The organism is Butyricicoccus sp. AM32-19 (assembly GCF_003480365.1).
Classification (GTDB): Bacteria; Bacillota; Clostridia; order Oscillospirales; family Butyricicoccaceae; genus Agathobaculum; species Agathobaculum butyriciproducens.
In genome coordinates this window covers 1-15,173 of record NZ_QUIX01000018.1, presented here as the reverse complement: position 1 = coordinate 15,173, position 15,173 = coordinate 1, and the positions used below count along the sequence as shown (strand labels likewise).

Annotated in this window: 19 protein-coding genes; all 19 read left to right on the top strand. The window is 60.1% G+C overall.

What is annotated here, in order from left to right; genetic code table 11:
• The first annotated feature begins 30 nt into the window (after window positions 1-30).
• On the top strand, window positions 31-1,398 hold the full coding sequence (locus tag DW806_RS12620) for a phage capsid protein (protein WP_243022749.1): 1,368 nt from the start codon (window positions 31-33) through the stop codon (window positions 1,396-1,398).
• A 3-nt stretch (window positions 1,399-1,401) separates the two neighbouring features.
• Window positions 1,402-2,967 (top strand): phage minor capsid protein, encoded by a 1,566-nt coding sequence (locus DW806_RS12615; protein ID WP_118730177.1) that lies wholly within the window; start codon window positions 1,402-1,404, stop codon window positions 2,965-2,967.
• Window positions 2,964-3,173: a hypothetical protein gene (locus DW806_RS12610; protein WP_118730176.1), complete on the top strand. Its 210-nt coding sequence runs from the start codon at window positions 2,964-2,966 to the stop codon at window positions 3,171-3,173. The genes DW806_RS12615 and DW806_RS12610 overlap by 4 nt, the downstream gene beginning before the upstream one ends.
• 163 nt (window positions 3,174-3,336) lie before the next feature.
• Window positions 3,337-3,918, top strand: coding sequence for a phage scaffolding protein (locus DW806_RS12605; protein ID WP_118730175.1), 582 nt, complete (start codon window positions 3,337-3,339; stop codon window positions 3,916-3,918).
• A gap of 6 nt (window positions 3,919-3,924) precedes the next feature.
• Window positions 3,925-4,800, top strand: coding sequence for a hypothetical protein (locus tag DW806_RS12600; RefSeq protein ID WP_118730174.1), 876 nt, complete (start codon window positions 3,925-3,927; stop codon window positions 4,798-4,800).
• Window positions 4,801-4,810: 10 nt separating this feature from the next.
• Window positions 4,811-4,954 carry a C2H2-type zinc finger protein gene (locus tag DW806_RS15260; protein WP_158578374.1) on the top strand — a complete coding sequence of 48 codons (144 nt, stop codon included), beginning with the start codon at window positions 4,811-4,813 and terminating at the stop codon, window positions 4,952-4,954.
• A 17-nt stretch (window positions 4,955-4,971) separates the two neighbouring features.
• Window positions 4,972-5,328 (top strand): hypothetical protein, encoded by a 357-nt coding sequence (locus DW806_RS12590; protein WP_118730172.1) that lies wholly within the window; start codon window positions 4,972-4,974, stop codon window positions 5,326-5,328.
• Complete coding sequence (locus DW806_RS12585; RefSeq protein ID WP_118730171.1) at window positions 5,328-5,669, top strand: DUF6751 family protein; 342 nt, start codon at window positions 5,328-5,330, stop codon at window positions 5,667-5,669. Before DW806_RS12590 ends, DW806_RS12585 begins: the two co-directional genes overlap by 1 nt.
• Window positions 5,666-6,091 (top strand): minor capsid protein, encoded by a 426-nt coding sequence (locus DW806_RS12580; protein WP_118730170.1) that lies wholly within the window; start codon window positions 5,666-5,668, stop codon window positions 6,089-6,091. The genes DW806_RS12585 and DW806_RS12580 overlap by 4 nt, the downstream gene beginning before the upstream one ends.
• Window positions 6,088-6,513 carry a hypothetical protein gene (locus DW806_RS12575; protein ID WP_118730169.1) on the top strand — a complete coding sequence of 142 codons (426 nt, stop codon included), beginning with the start codon at window positions 6,088-6,090 and terminating at the stop codon, window positions 6,511-6,513. Before DW806_RS12580 ends, DW806_RS12575 begins: the two co-directional genes overlap by 4 nt.
• Window positions 6,514-7,020: a phage tail tube protein gene (locus tag DW806_RS12570; protein WP_118730168.1), complete on the top strand. Its 507-nt coding sequence runs from the start codon at window positions 6,514-6,516 to the stop codon at window positions 7,018-7,020.
• Window positions 7,021-7,033: 13 nt separating this feature from the next.
• Window positions 7,034-7,408, top strand: a complete 375-nt coding sequence (locus DW806_RS12565) for a DUF6673 family protein (protein WP_118730167.1) — start codon at window positions 7,034-7,036, stop codon at window positions 7,406-7,408.
• The gene (locus DW806_RS12560; protein WP_118730166.1) at window positions 7,405-8,016 is read left to right on the top strand and encodes a bacteriophage Gp15 family protein; all 612 of its coding nucleotides are present in this window, start codon (window positions 7,405-7,407) and stop codon (window positions 8,014-8,016) included. The genes DW806_RS12565 and DW806_RS12560 overlap by 4 nt, the downstream gene beginning before the upstream one ends.
• Window positions 8,017-8,201: 185 nt before the next feature.
• Window positions 8,202-11,693, top strand: a complete 3,492-nt coding sequence (locus DW806_RS12555; protein ID WP_243022746.1) for a phage tail tape measure protein — start codon at window positions 8,202-8,204, stop codon at window positions 11,691-11,693.
• Between the two features lie 2 nt (window positions 11,694-11,695).
• Window positions 11,696-12,067, top strand: a complete 372-nt coding sequence (locus DW806_RS12550; RefSeq protein WP_118730164.1) for a hypothetical protein — start codon at window positions 11,696-11,698, stop codon at window positions 12,065-12,067.
• Between the two features lie 3 nt (window positions 12,068-12,070).
• Window positions 12,071-13,756 (top strand): hypothetical protein, encoded by a 1,686-nt coding sequence (locus DW806_RS12545; RefSeq protein WP_118730163.1) that lies wholly within the window; start codon window positions 12,071-12,073, stop codon window positions 13,754-13,756.
• A 3-nt stretch (window positions 13,757-13,759) separates the two neighbouring features.
• Window positions 13,760-14,149 (top strand): hypothetical protein, encoded by a 390-nt coding sequence (locus DW806_RS12540; protein WP_118730162.1) that lies wholly within the window; start codon window positions 13,760-13,762, stop codon window positions 14,147-14,149.
• A gap of 1 nt (window position 14,150) precedes the next feature.
• Window positions 14,151-14,726 (top strand): hypothetical protein, encoded by a 576-nt coding sequence (locus tag DW806_RS12535; RefSeq protein WP_118730161.1) that lies wholly within the window; start codon window positions 14,151-14,153, stop codon window positions 14,724-14,726.
• On the top strand, window positions 14,726-15,173 hold a 448-nt coding region (locus DW806_RS12530; protein WP_147358104.1), incomplete at its 3' end, for a hypothetical protein. The genes DW806_RS12535 and DW806_RS12530, both read left to right, overlap by 1 nt.

The following is a 15,173-nucleotide window of genomic DNA, read 5'->3' as shown; positions in this document are numbered from 1 at the left end:
TTAACATGGATTCGAGGTGTTTTCACAAAAATGCTGCATATCAACGATGCAAAACGCTCGCTCAAGGTCGATGTGGCCATCAGCACGGAGATGCAGGCCGCCATTGACCAGTGGGCGATGATGTTCATTGACCGTGCGCCGTGGCTGGACGACACGACCCAGAGCCTCGGCCTGCCTGCCGCCATCGCGGGCGAGATTGCCCGCCTGACGACCGTTGAGCTGGAGAGCAGCATCACCGGCAGCGCACGCGCAGACTACCTGCAGGGCGAGTACGAGCGGGTGCTGAACGAACTCCGCAGTCAGGTCGAAACAGCGGCCGCAGGCGGCGGTCTGGTGTTCAAGCCCTATGTGGACGGCGAGCGGATAGCTGTGGACTGCGTTCCGGCGTGGCGCTTTCTGCCGACGGCGTTCAACAGCCGCGGCGAGGTGACCGGAGCCGTATTCGTCGAGCAGGTCACCAAGGGAAAGACCTACTACACGCGCATGGAGCACCACCAGCTGACCGACGACGGCTACAACATCCGCAATCTGGCTTACTCGTCGCTGTCGCAGGGCACGCTCGGCAATCCGTGCAGCCTTGCCGCCGTCGATGAATGGGCAGACCTCGAACCTGAGCTGACCATCCGCTACAAGGACGGCACCGCGCCCGAGGGCGTGCTGTTCGCGTACTTCCGGCTGCCGTTCAGCAACACGGTTGACCCGGAAAGCCCGCTCGGTGTGTCGGTGTACAGCCGCGCCGTCGGGCTGATCCGCGAAGCCGACCGGCAGTACAGCCGCATCCTGTGGGAGTACGAGGGTAGTGAGCTTGCCATCGACGCCAGTCAGGGTGCCTTGCAGGTAAGCGGTCCGGACGGCAGACCGGCAACGCTGCCGCCGCGCAGCAAGCGCCTGTTCCGAGAACTCGCGATCGACCAGGGACAGAGCGGCGATCTGTACAAGGTGTTCAATCCGGCCATCCGCGACACCTCGCTGTTCAATGGACTGGACAAGCTGCTCAAGCGCATCGAGTTCAACTGCAACCTCGCTTACGGCACGCTGTCCGACCCACAGGCTGTGGACAAGACCGCCGAGGAGATCAGGAGCAGCAAGCAGCGTTCCTACTCCGCTGTGTGCGACGTGCAGAGAGCCTTGCAGAGCGCACTCGAGCATCTGATCTGGGTGATGGACTTTTACGCCAGCCTGTACAAGCTCGCGCCGATGGGCGAGTACGAGGTCAGCTTCAGCTGGGGCGACGGCGTACTGCAGGACACCGACAAGGAATATATGCGCCGCAAGGAACTGGTAGACAGCGGCTACCTCTCGCCGGAGAAGCTGCTCGCGTGGTACTTCGGTATCTCGGAGGACGAGGCCAAGGCGTTCATGCCTGCGGCATCGCCGCCGCTGTTCGGGGAGGAGTAAGCCATGCTCACGCCGGAATACCTCCAGCGGCTGCCGGACAGCGTGGTGGAACTCTACGCACAGGCAGAGGCGGACATTCTCGCTGACATGGCACGGCGCATCAACGGCTTTGACCTGTTCATTCCGTCCGCGCAGTACCAGATGGAGCAGCTCGAGGAGATGGGCGCACTCCGCAGAGACATCATTTCCAAGCTGTCCGGCCTGACCGGCAAGAGCCGCAAAGAGATTGCCGCCATCATGCAGGAGGCAGGCGTGGAAACGCTCTCAGCTGATGAGAAGATCTATCAGGCTGCCGGTCTGGTCGGCAAGTCGGAACTCTCGCCTGCGGTGCAGGAGGTGCTGAACGCCGGACTGCAAAAGACGGGCGGCCTGTTCCGCAACCTCACAAAAACAACAGCCAACACGGCCACACGGCAGTTCGAGAACGCGCTCGACCGCGCCTATATGCAGGTGACGAGCGGTGCATTTGACCCGAACACAGCGGTCAGGAGCGCCATCAAGCACCTTGCACAGCAGGGTGTCGGCGCGATAACCTATCCGAGCGGGCACGTTGACACGCTTGAGGTCGCGGTGCGGCGTGCGCTCGTTACCGGCGTCAACCAGACCTGCCTGCAGATGCAGGAGGCCAGAGCCGACGAACTCGGTTGCGATCTGGTGGAAACCACCGCGCACAGCGGCGCACGACCATCTCACGCCGAGTGGCAGGGACAGGTGTTCAGCCGGTCGGGCAAGAGCCGCAAGTACCCGGATTTCGTGCAGGTGACCGGCTACGGCACCGGCGAGGGGCTTGGCGGCTGGAACTGTTCGCATTCGTTCTACCCGTTCTTCGAGGGGCTACCGAGAACCTACTCGGACAAGCTGCTCGACAGCTACAAGGCGAAGGACTACGAGTATAACGGCAAGAAAATGACCGAGTACGAGGCACTCCAGACCCAGCGCGGCATTGAGCGCAAGCTGAGGCGCTGGAAGCGCGAGAATATCGCCATGAAGGCCGCCGGACAGGATACCACTGAGAGCGCGGTCAAGATCGCCCAGTGGCAGACCGTGCAGAAGGATTTCCTCTCGCAGACCGGACTGAAACGCCAGCGTGATCGGGAGCAGATTGCAGGCTGGAGCCGCAAAACAGCGGCGCAGGCAAGCGGTTCGGCTCGTTCGGCACAGCACAAGGCCAACCGGTATTTCTCACTCAGCGGTCCGGAGGAAAATCTGCGGGAGTACCTGAAAGAGAAACCAATCATTGACCTGCTGGAACAGCAGGGTGTAGAATACAAGCAGAGGATCAGCGAAAAGGAGATCATCGTTTCTGCCGGTGCGCCGAAGATCGTGAGCGAAAGCGCTCATGCGGTGGAGAACCGTGCGGTCAAGACCGACCGTGCCGACATGACGGCAGAACGCGCACAGTCCTTTGTGGACAGCGCCAAGCTGACCCTGTATCAGCCGGAACGCCAGACCTTTAAATTCATGGCGGAGGATGGCTACGCAGTCCTGAACTTTGACCACAAGCTGGTTACCGCTGTTCCGCAGAAGTGGCGGAAGAAGTACGACGATTATCTGGAGGAGAACCAATGAAAGCACGAGAACCCGCCGAAAGGCACTTTTGTCCGCTATTTCAGCGTGAGATAAGCTGGGGCGGCGCAGGCGGCTGCTATGAGGTGCAGGAAGTCCGAGAGGACAACATGGATGCCGAACTGCTGCCCGAACCGTTTGACCTGAACAAAGCAGATGCCGCGTGCGCGAAATGCGGCTGGTACCGCGTAAGCGAACCGAATACCTAAGCCGCCAAGCGAAAGCAAGGCGGTTTTCTTATACCCAAAACCGCGAACAAGCCGCCGACAAGGCGGTTTTTTCATACCCAAATTCGCCAGTGCCGGGCGTAAACGGGCACACCGCAGGAGGATGCGACCCTCGTAAAAAAGCGTAGCGGAGGAAGGACAACGCATGAAACGCGAATTTCTCGAAGGTCTGGATCTGGGCGAGGGCGCAAAGCTGCCCAAGAGTGCCATTGACGCCATCATGGCCGAGAACGGCCGTGACATCGAGGCAAAGAACAACCAGATCACGACCCTCACCACCGAGCGCGACGGCCTGAAAGAGCAGCTCACCACCGCCAACGACACCATCAAGTCCTACAAGGACATGGACATCGAGGGCGTAAAGGCCAAGGCCGACGAATGGGAATCCAAGTATAACACGGACACCCAGACGCTCAAGGATCAGCTGGCGGCAGCGGAATACGGCTTTGCCGTGAAGGAAGCGACCGCCGCGCTGAAATTCTCCTCGGAGAGCGCAAGGAAAGCCTTTGTGGCCGACCTGACCGCGAAGAAGCTGCCGGTTCAGGAGGGTAAACTGCTGGGTCTGGAGGATTTCACCAAGACCTATCAGGAAACCGACCCGAATGCGTTTCTGCCGGAGAACGACGACAAGACCCCGATCGCTACCAAGGGCGGCAGCGGCGGCGGTCCCGCAACCGGCTCGGATGCGCTGCGTGCAGCGTTCGGGCTGACGACTAAGAAGGAGTAATGATTTATGCCTAATGCAATCACTCTCGCGCAGCAGTTTGTGCCGCTGCTCGACGAAACCTATCAGCTGGCCTCGCTGACCGCCGATCTGGACGGCAATGCCGATCTGGTACGCCAGGGCGCGAATGCCAACGAGCTGATCATCCCGATGCTGTCCATGCAGGGTCTGGGCGACTATTCCCGCAACGAAGGCTACGTCAAGGGCGATGTAACGCTCACCAACGAAACGGTCAAGTGCAACTTTGACCGCGGCCGTATGTTCAACGTGGACACGATGGACAACCTCGAAACCGCCGGTATCGCGTTCGGTCAGCTGGCGGGCGAGTTCATCCGCACCAAGGTAGCACCCGAGGAGGATGCGTTCCGCTTCGCCCAGTATGCGGGCAAGACCGGCATCTCCAAGGTGGCTGCCGGTGCATCGCTTGCGGACGGTGCGGCCGTTATCGCGGCGCTGCGTGCCGCCATCACCAAGATGGACGAGGACGAGGTGCCCGCAAACGAGCGCTATCTGTACATCACGCCGCTGCTGCTCGGCTATGTGCAGGATATGGACACCACCAAGAGCCGCGAGGTCATGCAGAATTTCGCCAAGGTGGTCAAGGTGCCGCAGAGCCGCTTCTACACTGCCATTGAGCAGAAGTCCGGCAAGACCGGCGAGGAGGCAGGCGGCTACGCCAAGGCCGAAGGCGGCAAGGACATCAACTTCATGATCCTGCACAAGCCTGCGCTGATCCAGTTCTCCAAGCACATCGCGCCCAAGATCATCGAGCCGGGTGCCAACCAGGACGGCGATGCGTATAAGTTCGGCTACCGTCAGGTGGCTATCGCGGACGTGTACAAGAACAAGGTCGCAGGCATCTACCTGCACCACAAGGCAACGTAAGGAGGCCATTATGGGTAAGATCGTAGGTCTGGTGTTCGAGGATGAGCCGGTCTACACCTGTCCGCACTGCGGCAAGGTATACAAGACCGAGGAATCCCTCGAGAAGCACCTGAAGGACAAACACACCGAGCCGGACGGCACTCCGGCACCGTAAGAGAGGAGGCGGGCGCTGTGCTGACAGCGGACTACAAATTCTATACCGAAACCTATCACGGGAAGATGGAACAGGCGGAGTTTGACCGTATGGCTGTGCTGTCGTCCGCCTATCTGGACGAGCTGACCATGGGCCGGACGTCCGGTACGCTGACCGCTGACGTCGAGGAACGCGCAAAGCTGGCGTTCTGCGCTGTGGCGGATGCCTACCTGCTGAATGAGCAGGGCGGCGGTATTGCTTCGGAAACCAACGACGGCGTTTCCGTGACCTATGTGGCGGGCATCAGCAACTCAAAGACCGAAGGCCGCCGGCTGTACGAAGCAGCGGCGCTGTTCCTCGGTCCGACCGGCCTGCTGTACAGAGGGGTGAGGTAATGCTCTACTGCAACGATGTTATCACGCTCATCAAGTACAACGGCGAGGGCTACACCGTGAGCACGCTATCCGGTGTGAGCTGGTACGACCGCACCCAGGTCAAGACCGAGAACGCCGGTCTGGTATATGCGAACAGCGTGAAAGTCCGGATTCCGGCGGCTGTGCTGAAAGACGGCGCACCGCTGCCCGAGGTGGGTGACCACATCGTACACGGTGCACTGCCGGACGGTACAGCGCTCGAACGTCCTGCCGATCTGGCACGGCTGCACGCCCGCAAGGTGATGGCCGTAGCCGACAACCGCCGCGGCGGCATCCCTCATGTGGCGGTGGTGGGACAATGAAACTGAGTATCAGGACCGACATCAAGCCGGAAACCATTCTGCGGGCACGCGGCCTCGGCAGCGACAACGCCGCCCAGAAAATGCTCGCGCAGACCGTTGTGCGGCTGTGCGACCCATATGTGCCGATGAGCAGCGGCTCCGGCGCACATATGAAAACTGCGTATACCATCGCGCCGGATGGCTCGAGCATCACCTACCGAGGGCCGTACGCGCACTTCCAGTACGTCGGTGAGGTCATGGTCGGCACACGTTCCGGTTCGCCGTGGGCGAAGTCCGGCGAGAAGAAGGTCGGCGCAGGGCGTGCGCTCAGCTACAACGGCGCACCGATGCGCGGCAGGGACTGGGACAAGCGCATGATGGCCGACAGAGGCGACGAGGTCGTGAAAGCCGTCGCAAGCTATGTAGGAGGCAAAGCCAAATGAGCATTATCGAAGCGGTACGCAAGTACCTGCAAACCTGTCCGCTGCTGAAAGGCGGCACGCTGAACGTGGACTTCCTGCCGCCGGAGGCCGCCACCTACTCGGTGGACGTTGTGCCGGTAAAGCCGGTCCTCAAGGCGTACATGGATGGATCCAGTCAGCGGCAGTTCCTGTTCGTACTGGCGACCCGCACTTATTACGGCGAGTTTGTTCGCCAGCAGCTCGACAACCTGTGCTTTTTCGAGGAATTTGCCGAGTGGCTGGACAAGCAGAACCGAACCCGTTCGTTCCCCGATCTCGGGGACGGACGAAACGCGCGAAAACTGGAGGTCACGACCTCCGGCTATGTTTTCGCACCCGATACGGACACGGCACGGTATCAGATCCAGTGCCGCCTGTCCTATTTCCAGAAAGGAGAACGATAAATGAAACTTTCCGAACTGATGAAGAATCACACGCCGAGCACGAGCTTTGAGGGCTTCGTGACAAACGATGACTTTGTCCTTGCGGTGGACTGCTCCGCCGAAGGCAACGCTGCGAGCGCGGCAGACTACGCCGTGGTGCAGATCGGTGTATCCGGCCTGGATGCACAGCTCAACCCGGTAACGCAGGACAAGCAGTACATCCGCGCAGGCCAGTCCACCACCAAGACCGGCACGCAGCGCAGCTTTGCCGTTTCCGGTGACCGCTATGTGGGCGATGATTTTCAGGACTTTGCACTGTCGCACGCCGTTAAGTACGGCACCGGCAACAGCGTTGTCCGCGACTACGTTTATTTCTGCCTGCTGAACGGTCAGGGCGAGAAGGGCAAGTGCTCCATCATCGTCAACTCGGACGGCGCAGGCGATGCCGGTGAGAGCAGCGAGATCGACATCGAGCTGAAGAAGTCCGGCGATGCACCGGCAAGCTACACCTATTCCGCAGCAGGTTAAGGAGGAGTAAAACATGGTTTTCCGCAATATTGAGGTCGATTTTGACATCTACGATGCAGACACCGCCGAGGTGTACGAGGGTGCGGTGCAGACCGTGCTCGAGAGTGCTGTACCCAAGGAGGGCGAATCGCTTGCCGACGGTATCCGCCGTCAGTGCAATACCGTGTTCGCGTTCTTCGACACGCTGTTCGGTGACGGCTTCCACAAGGAGCTGTTCGGTCAGCGCACCAACATGATGGAGTGCCTGCAGGCATTCAAGGAGTTCCTCGAACTCGTTTCCAAGCAGCGTGAGCATCTGACCGCCCTCACGGCGGAGATCCAGTCCGCGCAGACGGCTGCGCCCAACCGTGCTGCCCGCCGTGCTGCACCGCGCCGCCTGCCGTCGTGAACATTCTGACCGAGGAGCTGCCGGTATGTGTGGAGGTGGGCGGCAGGCGCTGTCCCATCCACACCGCGTTCCATGTGTGGGTGCGGTTTGAGCTTGCCATGCAGGACGCTGATCTGTCGGACACGGACAAGGTACGGACGGCGCTCGAGCTGTGCTACCCGACCGTTCCGGCCGACCTCGGTGCGGCGCTGGATGCGCTGCTGTGGTTCTACCGCTGCGGTGAAGACAGCCCGAAAGAGGGCAAGGGAAGCGGCGGCGCACATCACAAGAAAGCGTACTGCTTTGAGCAGGATGCGGACTACATTTACGCCGCGTTCCTGTCCTGCTACGGCATCGACCTGACCGACAGCAATATGCACTGGTGGAAATTCCGTGCGCTGTTCCGTGCCTTGCCGCAGGAGTGCGAGCTGGTCAAGATCATGGGCTACCGCACGGCGGACCTCAAGGGAATGCCCAAGGCACAGAAGAAGTTCTACGAGAAGATGCGGAAACTCTATGCCCTCACGAACAGTCGCAGCGTAGAAAGCGCAATGAGCCTTGCCGAGCGCGACCGGCAGATGCAGGAATACGTTGCACGCCGGTTTAGGGAAGCGGGTGATACCCATTGAGAAAGTAAAAGTAAAATGTCCTTTTTGCGGCTATTCTATGCCGATCCAGTACGAGCCTAAGACCGCCCAGTGCTCAGGTATCTGGGTACGGTGCAAGGGCCGGAAGTGCAAAAAGGAATTTGAAGTGATTATCAACACCAAGTAGCGCCAGAGTGCCGATGGTGTCCCGTAAAAGAGGTGACACTATGGCCGATGGCTCGGTTATTATTGACATTAAGGGCGATTCCAGTGCGTTTCAAAAGACATTAGGCGGACTGAGTTCGCTTGCAGGCGGCGCCCTCAAGGGTGTCGGCACGGCAGTGGGTGCCGCAACGGCTGCTGTCGGCGGTCTGGCTGCGGCGGCCATCAAGGTCGGCAGCGGCTTTGAGAGCAGTATGTCGCAGGTGGCAGCCACTATGGGCATCACGACCGACGAGATCGCAAACGGCAGCGCAGACTTCGAGCTGCTCAGTAAGGCGGCCAAGGATGCCGGTGCGACGACCGCGTTCTCCGCTTCGCAGGCTGCTGAGGCACTCAACTACCTCGCCCTCGCCGGTTACGACGCCCAGACGGCGGCGGACGCTCTGCCCGCTGTCCTAAACCTTGCAGCGGCGGGCGGTATGGATTTAGCATACGCTTCTGACCTGGCAACCGACGCCATGGCGGCGCTCGGCATTGAGGCGTCTAACGAAAACCTGACCAAGTTCGGTGACCAGATGGCGAAAACCGCCAGCAAGGCCAACACCTCGGTCGCACAGCTCGGTGAGGCCATCCTCACCGTCGGCGGCACGGCAAAGAGCCTTGCAGGCGGTACGGTCGAGCTGAACGCTGCACTCGGCGTGCTCGCCAACCGCGGCATCAAGGGCGCAGAGGGCGGTACGGCGCTGCGAAACGTTATCCTGTCGCTGTCCGCGCCGACCGACAAGGCCGCCGATGCGATGAACTCGCTCGGTCTGAACGTCTACGATGCGGCAGGCAATATGCGCCCGCTCAACGAGGTGTTCAAGGACCTCAACAAGTCCATGGCGAACATGACCGAGGGCGAAAAGACCAAGGTACTCAGCGAGATCTTCAACAAGGTTGACCTCAAATCCGCACAGGCGCTGCTTGCGGGCTGCGGTGATGAGTTCGACAACCTTGCGGATGCCATCGCAAACAGCGGCGGCGCCATGCAGGACATGGCAGACACCCAGCTGGACAACCTGCAGGGCGACATTACCATTTTGCAGTCCGGCCTTGAGGGTCTGGGCATTGCCGCCTACGAGAGCATGAACGGACCGCTGCGCGAGAGTGTGCAGCTTGCCACTAGCATGGTCGGTGAAATCTCGGATGCGTTCAGTCAGGGCGGTATTACTGCCGCTGTGGGCGCGGTCGGTGATGCGCTGGCACAGATGGTGTCCTACATCGCCGGTCTGGCGCCGCAGATGATAAACGCAGGCGTGCAGCTGCTCACCTCGCTTGTCACGGGCATTCAGTCGAATCTTCCGGCGCTGGTGACGAGCGCACTGGGCATTGTGAACGCTCTGGTGAACGGCATTGTGACCGTCCTGCCGCTGCTGGCGACAACAGCGGTGCAGATCATCACCGCGCTGGCGAACGGTCTGGGTACGGCTCTGCCGACGCTGCTGCCCATCGCGGCACAGGCCATCAACGAACTGGTGCAGGGACTTGTTGCAAACATTCCCACGCTGGTGGCATCGGCGGGCACGCTGCTGAACGGCTTTATCGAGGGCGTTTTAGCGGTGCTGCCGACACTGGTCGAAGCAGCTATCACGCTCATCGAGGGACTGGCAGAGGGCCTTATCTCGGCAATCCCTGTGCTGGTGGCCGCTGTGCCGACCATCATTGACGGTCTGGTATCCGTCCTGGTCAGCGCCGTGCCGCAGATCGTGCAGACCGGCATTACACTGCTGACTGCACTCGTGCAGGCGCTGCCGACCATCATCTCGACGATTACAGCCGCACTGCCGCAGATCATCAACAGCATCGTGACAACACTCGTCAGCAACGTGCCGCAGATCGTGCAGGCCGGTATCACACTGCTGGTAGCACTCATTCAGGCATTGCCGACGATTATTTCGACCATCACGGCAGCCTTGCCGCAGATTATCACGGCTGTTGTCAGCACACTGGTTTCCAACGCGCCGCAGATTGCAAGCGCCGGTGTGCAGCTGCTTGTGGCGCTCGTCCGCAACCTGCCGACCATTATCAACACCATCGTTGCCGCTGTGCCGCAAATCGTTTCCGCGATCGTCAGCGCGTTCCGGGGTCTGATGGGTTCGATCACGTCCATCGGCGTACAGATTGCACAGGGTGTCTGGCAGGGTATTTCCTCGATGGCAGGCTGGCTCAGGAGCAAGGTCAGCAGTTTCTTCTCCGGCATCGTGAACAGCGTTAAGGGTCTGCTGAAGATTCACAGCCCGTCCAAGGTGTTCGCCGAAATCGGCAAGTTTACCATGCTCGGCTTTGCCGCCGGTATGGAGAAAACGCAGGACACTGTGCTCAAAACCGCCGAACGGTTGAACAACGCGCTTGTCAAGCAGGAGGAGGATCTCCAGCAGCAGCTCACCGATATGGAAGTTGCCGCGACTAAGCGCAAGGAGGCCGAGAGCGAAAAGGCGTATCAGGATTCTCTGAACGAGAAGTACGCCAAGCTGAAAAAGGCATCCAAGGAGAACGAACAGCAGATTCTCAACGAGATTGCCGAGCTCAAGGAAAAGCACGCCAAGGAACAGTTGGAAAAGGACGAGGAGAACCAGAAAACGGCACTCCAGACCCAGCTGAAAGCCGTGCAGAAGTACCGCGATGAGTACGAGAAAGCGCTCGATGAGATCGAGAAGCGGCAGGACAAGTTTGCTGAGAAACTGGCCGACTACGGCGACCTGTTCGAGAAGACGAGCGGCAAGTTGGGCAACAGCTTCAAGATTCGCGACCTGCAGGACGACATCGACCAGATCAACGCCTTTGGCGATGCACTGCAGGCACTCAAGGAACGCGACATTCCGGAGGAGCTGCTCTCCGGCATTGCGGACATGAGCCTCGACGACGGTCTGGCGTACAGCCAGAAGCTGCTGCAAATGACTGAGGAGCAGTACAACGCCTACATCGTCAAGTGGCAGGAAAAGCAGGCTGCCGCGCAGAAAGTTGCCGCGCAGTTCTATCAGGACCAGCGCACGACACTCCAGAACGATTTTATCGATCGGCTGCCCGAGGATTTAGGCGTGCTGACCGATCAGCTGGAGGACGTCGGCGTTGATGCAATGATGGGCTTTAACGAGGGCCTGGCGGAGGCGGGCAAGACCGCGATCGCAACCGCGCGTTCCATCGCCAACGCCATCATCCGCGAGATGCAGCGTGCCATGGACATCCACAGTCCGTCCCGCAAGATGCGCGATCTGGTCGGCGCACCGACCGCGCAGGGCTTTATCGTCGGTTTCGAGGACGAGATGGACGGCTGGGGGCGCAAGATGCAGAACGCCGTTGCCGCAGAAACCGGCAAAATCAGCGTAGCCGCAGCCGCCCAGAGCGAGGGCAGAGCCGCCGCTGGCGGTGTCACCCGTGAGGTGCACAACAGCACGAAAACGGTCGAGAAGGTCGCCCGCATCGAGGGGGACGGCGTGACCGGTGAGCTGGTCCGTATGCTCGGCCTGCGGCTCAAGGAAGAAGATAACCGCGTAGGCGATACACTGGAGGATTGAGCATGAATATCAAACTGAACGGCACCGTCTACGCGGTCGGTGTGGCGTCGGTAACGCGCACGCTGCGGCGCACGGAGAAATACCGTGTGACAACCGAGGACGGCCGCACCCATCGAGAGGTGCAGGCCACCTACATGGATTTCGCGCTGAACCTCGGCAGCTTCGGTGCGGCAGAGTACGACCGATTGATGGCGCTGCTGCGCTCGACGACCGACGATATTGCCGTAGAGCTGCCGAGCAGCCACACCGGCACGGAAACCTATGTCGGCGCATTCGACAGCGTTTCCGACGAGATCATCACCGAGGACGAGGACGGCGTTCTGTGGGACAACCTCACGCTGTCCTTTACCGGCACCGAGCCGCTGGGGGTGTAGCCGATGAAAACGACCTGTGAGTTCCGGTTCGGGTTCTGGGACGTAACGGCGAGAGGGGACGCGCACTTTGCCGTGTCGCAGAATCAGGACTATGCCCGTATCGAGGACATCAACGCGGAGGACCCGATCGTGTTCCCGAATGTCGCCACACTCGAGCCGGATTTCGGCTTTCCGCTGGACGGCTCGAAGGAGTGGCTGCCGGATAACGCCCGCCTGACACAGTGGGGATGGTGGAGCACCGACCTATCCGGCGGCGACCTGACCTTTTCCAACCCGCCCACGCTGACCGTCACGTTCTACAACGAGGACGGCACGCCGACACCGCACAGCAGTGCCGGTATTACGTTCACATTCGTTGCCACGCTGCCTAAGACCGTGAACATCAAATGGTACGGCTATGATGGCGGCCTGCTGGCTGACAAGGACTTCACGCCTGACCGATTCGATTATTTCTGCGACTGGCAGGTTGAGGACTACTACAAGGTGGTCGTGACAGTGAAATCCATGAAGTACGCGCACCGGTTTTTCCGTGCCTCGAGTATCCTGTTCGGTGTGCTTGAGATTCTGGACGATGCGCGTGTTACCTCGGCAAATCTCACAGAGGAGATCAGTCCGGTGGCGCTCACGCTGCCGATCAACAAGGCGGAGGTATCGTTCTATACGCCGAACAGCCGCTTTGCTCTGCTTGACCCGGCAGGCGCGTATCGCCTGTTTCAGTGGAAGCAGGAGCTGACCGCCTACAAGACCGTGGACAGCACGCGCACCATGCTCGGCAAGTATTATCTGCAGGAGGCAACCGGCACGGTGGATGCGGTGACCGCACTCTCGTGCGTGGATATGATCGGAGTGCTGGATACCGTTGAGTACAAAGGCGGTATCTACGAGAAAACGCCGGTCAGCGACCTGCTGGACGATATTCTCACGCCGGAGAACGTGGAATTTGAACTTGACAAGGCGTTTGACGGAGTGACGCTCACCGGCTACCTTGCCATTGGCTCCAAGCGGACGGCGCTGCAGCAGATTGCGTTTGCAATCGGTGCGGTGGTCGATACGGCACGGACGGAAATCGTGCGGTTCTATCCGGCACCGAGCGAAATTACCAAGACCATCACACCGGAACGGAAGATCGTCGGGCACAAAATTACGATGGAGGCGCTTGTCACGCAGGTGGACATCACCGCGCACCAGTACACGCTCATCACGGACGAGGTGAAGGAGCTGAACAAGGCGACCTTTGAGGTCGGGGAGCATACTGTCACGTTTTCCTCGCCGGTTTCGGTGACTTCGGTTTCCGGTGCGGCTATCGTGGAGAAGCACCCGAACTACTGCATTGTGAACGTCACCAAGGCCGGAGAGGTCATTCTGTCCGGTTACGGGTACGAGGACACGAAGACGGTTTACACGGTCAAGACCGAACCGCTGCCTGCCGGTGCCAAGGCCAGTGCAAAGAGCGTCACGAGCGCCACACTGGTTGACCCGGGCAAAGCGCAGGACGCCGCCCGGCGGCTGTACGACTATTATCAGCTGCGCTATACCGACGAGGGACAGATCCTGCCCGGACAGGAGCAGGCCGCAGAGCGGGCAGAGGTGTCCAGTCTGGGCGGGCGCACGCTGACCGGCTATATCCAGCGCGTTGTGACCGACCTGTCCGGCGGCGGTCTGGAAACCATTACGCTGAGAGGACGGTAACGCATGAGTATTATCGACACGCTTATCACAAACCGCACCCGGGGCGATTACTACAACATTACCGACCTCAACCGTGTCGGGCAGGCCATGCGGTACGTTGCCGCACGGCTGCGTGCCTGCGGCTTTGATGTGGTAGTCACGCCGCGGACGGACTGGGTGTGGACGGACAGAGCCACACCGGCAGCCGCCAAGCGGTACCTGAACAATCTGCGGCTTATCCGCAAGGCACTTGTGCTGTTCGCGAGCACGCCGAACGTACCGAGCGGCAAGCGGCCGTTCACGGCTGATGAGGCCAATGACATTGAGAAAATTCTGATCGACGCAGAGGACATGGTGCAGCGCACGATGCAGTGCTGGTACTTCTGCGGCGATCTGTACGCCGGGGAGGTGTGAAATGAGAGCAAGACAAGCCCTGAATCCGGGCCGTATCAAGCTGACGTTTGAGGACGGCTCGACCAAATACGCCGTCATGGAGCGTGCGGACAATCCTGTTGTCGAGGGTGATCCGCTCAATCCGTACACGCTGCTAAAGGATGAAACGTGTACCATGCTCGGCGGCAATCCCGAAACCATGGTGCCGGACGATGCGTTCCAGATGCTCGCAGCGCTTGCGGCCAGCGGCGGCGGCTCCGGTGACGTTGGCGAGCTGGAGGACACCGCCTTTGAGGTCGGTGTTATCACGAACAGCGGCGCAGGCTGGAATACGTTTAAGTTTAGGGAGGCGTTCGACGCCGCACCGCAGGTCGTCTGCCAGGCAGAGGACTTCGATGGCATCGTGCAGGTGAAAAGCATCACGGCGGACGGGTTTCTGTACTGCCTGCGGACGCTTTCCACCGGAAGCTACTACACCGGCGGCTCGTCCGGATCAACGCCGTCGCATAGCGCGAACACGCTCGTCAACGGAAGTACAACCACAGCCACAGCGGTGAAAATTCGCTACATGGCTATTGAATACGGAGGTGAACGGTAATGTTAGGCGTAAATCAGCTTGACTTTATCAACTATGCAAATGCCCTCAAGGGCAATTACCGCAAGGGCGTACACAAGATGGAAACGCTGCTCGAAAATCCGACCCACGCGAAAGAGTTTGCGAAGAATCTCGGCGGTGTGTCCGTCGTGCTGGGTACGCCGGTAGGCAAGGAGGACCGCAACAGCGAAACGCTGCGCTCCATGCTGCTGGCCAGCGATGTGGCGAATGATGCCGTCTACACATGGATGGGGCAGTATTACGAGTTCGACAGCTGGGATGAGCTGCTCGGCGATGAGGACCGCTGCAAGGCGATGATGGCGAACGAACTGATGTGGCGTGCGCTGTCTGCCAGCGGCGTGGCGATGGGCAAGACCGTGGCGACGCTCGCGGGCCTGTCCTGCAGCGCGTATGACGATATGAGCGCGGTCGCTGCATCTTCGACCGCTA

What these genes read in the sequence shown, in the direction of transcription:
- DW806_RS12585 (WP_118730171.1), top strand. Translation starts at nt 5,328, where the DNA reads ATGCTCTACTGCAACGATGTTATCACGCTCATCAAGTACAACGGCGAG.
- DW806_RS12550 (WP_118730164.1), top strand. Translation starts at nt 11,696, where the DNA reads ATGAATATCAAACTGAACGGCACCGTCTACGCGGTCGGTGTGGCGTCG.
- DW806_RS12570 (WP_118730168.1), top strand. Translation starts at nt 6,514, where the DNA reads ATGAAACTTTCCGAACTGATGAAGAATCACACGCCGAGCACGAGCTTT.
- DW806_RS12565 (WP_118730167.1), top strand. Translation starts at nt 7,034, where the DNA reads ATGGTTTTCCGCAATATTGAGGTCGATTTTGACATCTACGATGCAGAC.
- DW806_RS12575 (WP_118730169.1), top strand. Translation starts at nt 6,088, where the DNA reads ATGAGCATTATCGAAGCGGTACGCAAGTACCTGCAAACCTGTCCGCTG.
- DW806_RS12540 (WP_118730162.1), top strand. Translation starts at nt 13,760, where the DNA reads ATGAGTATTATCGACACGCTTATCACAAACCGCACCCGGGGCGATTAC.
- DW806_RS15260 (WP_158578374.1), top strand. Translation starts at nt 4,811, where the DNA reads ATGGGTAAGATCGTAGGTCTGGTGTTCGAGGATGAGCCGGTCTACACC.
- DW806_RS12605 (WP_118730175.1), top strand. Translation starts at nt 3,337, where the DNA reads ATGAAACGCGAATTTCTCGAAGGTCTGGATCTGGGCGAGGGCGCAAAG.
- DW806_RS12555 (WP_243022746.1), top strand. Translation starts at nt 8,202, where the DNA reads ATGGCCGATGGCTCGGTTATTATTGACATTAAGGGCGATTCCAGTGCG.
- DW806_RS12620 (WP_243022749.1), top strand. Translation starts at nt 31, where the DNA reads ATGCTGCATATCAACGATGCAAAACGCTCGCTCAAGGTCGATGTGGCC.
- DW806_RS12580 (WP_118730170.1), top strand. Translation starts at nt 5,666, where the DNA reads ATGAAACTGAGTATCAGGACCGACATCAAGCCGGAAACCATTCTGCGG.
- DW806_RS12545 (WP_118730163.1), top strand. Translation starts at nt 12,071, where the DNA reads ATGAAAACGACCTGTGAGTTCCGGTTCGGGTTCTGGGACGTAACGGCG.
- DW806_RS12535 (WP_118730161.1), top strand. Translation starts at nt 14,151, where the DNA reads ATGAGAGCAAGACAAGCCCTGAATCCGGGCCGTATCAAGCTGACGTTT.
- DW806_RS12600 (WP_118730174.1), top strand. Translation starts at nt 3,925, where the DNA reads ATGCCTAATGCAATCACTCTCGCGCAGCAGTTTGTGCCGCTGCTCGAC.
- DW806_RS12615 (WP_118730177.1), top strand. Translation starts at nt 1,402, where the DNA reads ATGCTCACGCCGGAATACCTCCAGCGGCTGCCGGACAGCGTGGTGGAA.
- DW806_RS12610 (WP_118730176.1), top strand. Translation starts at nt 2,964, where the DNA reads ATGAAAGCACGAGAACCCGCCGAAAGGCACTTTTGTCCGCTATTTCAG.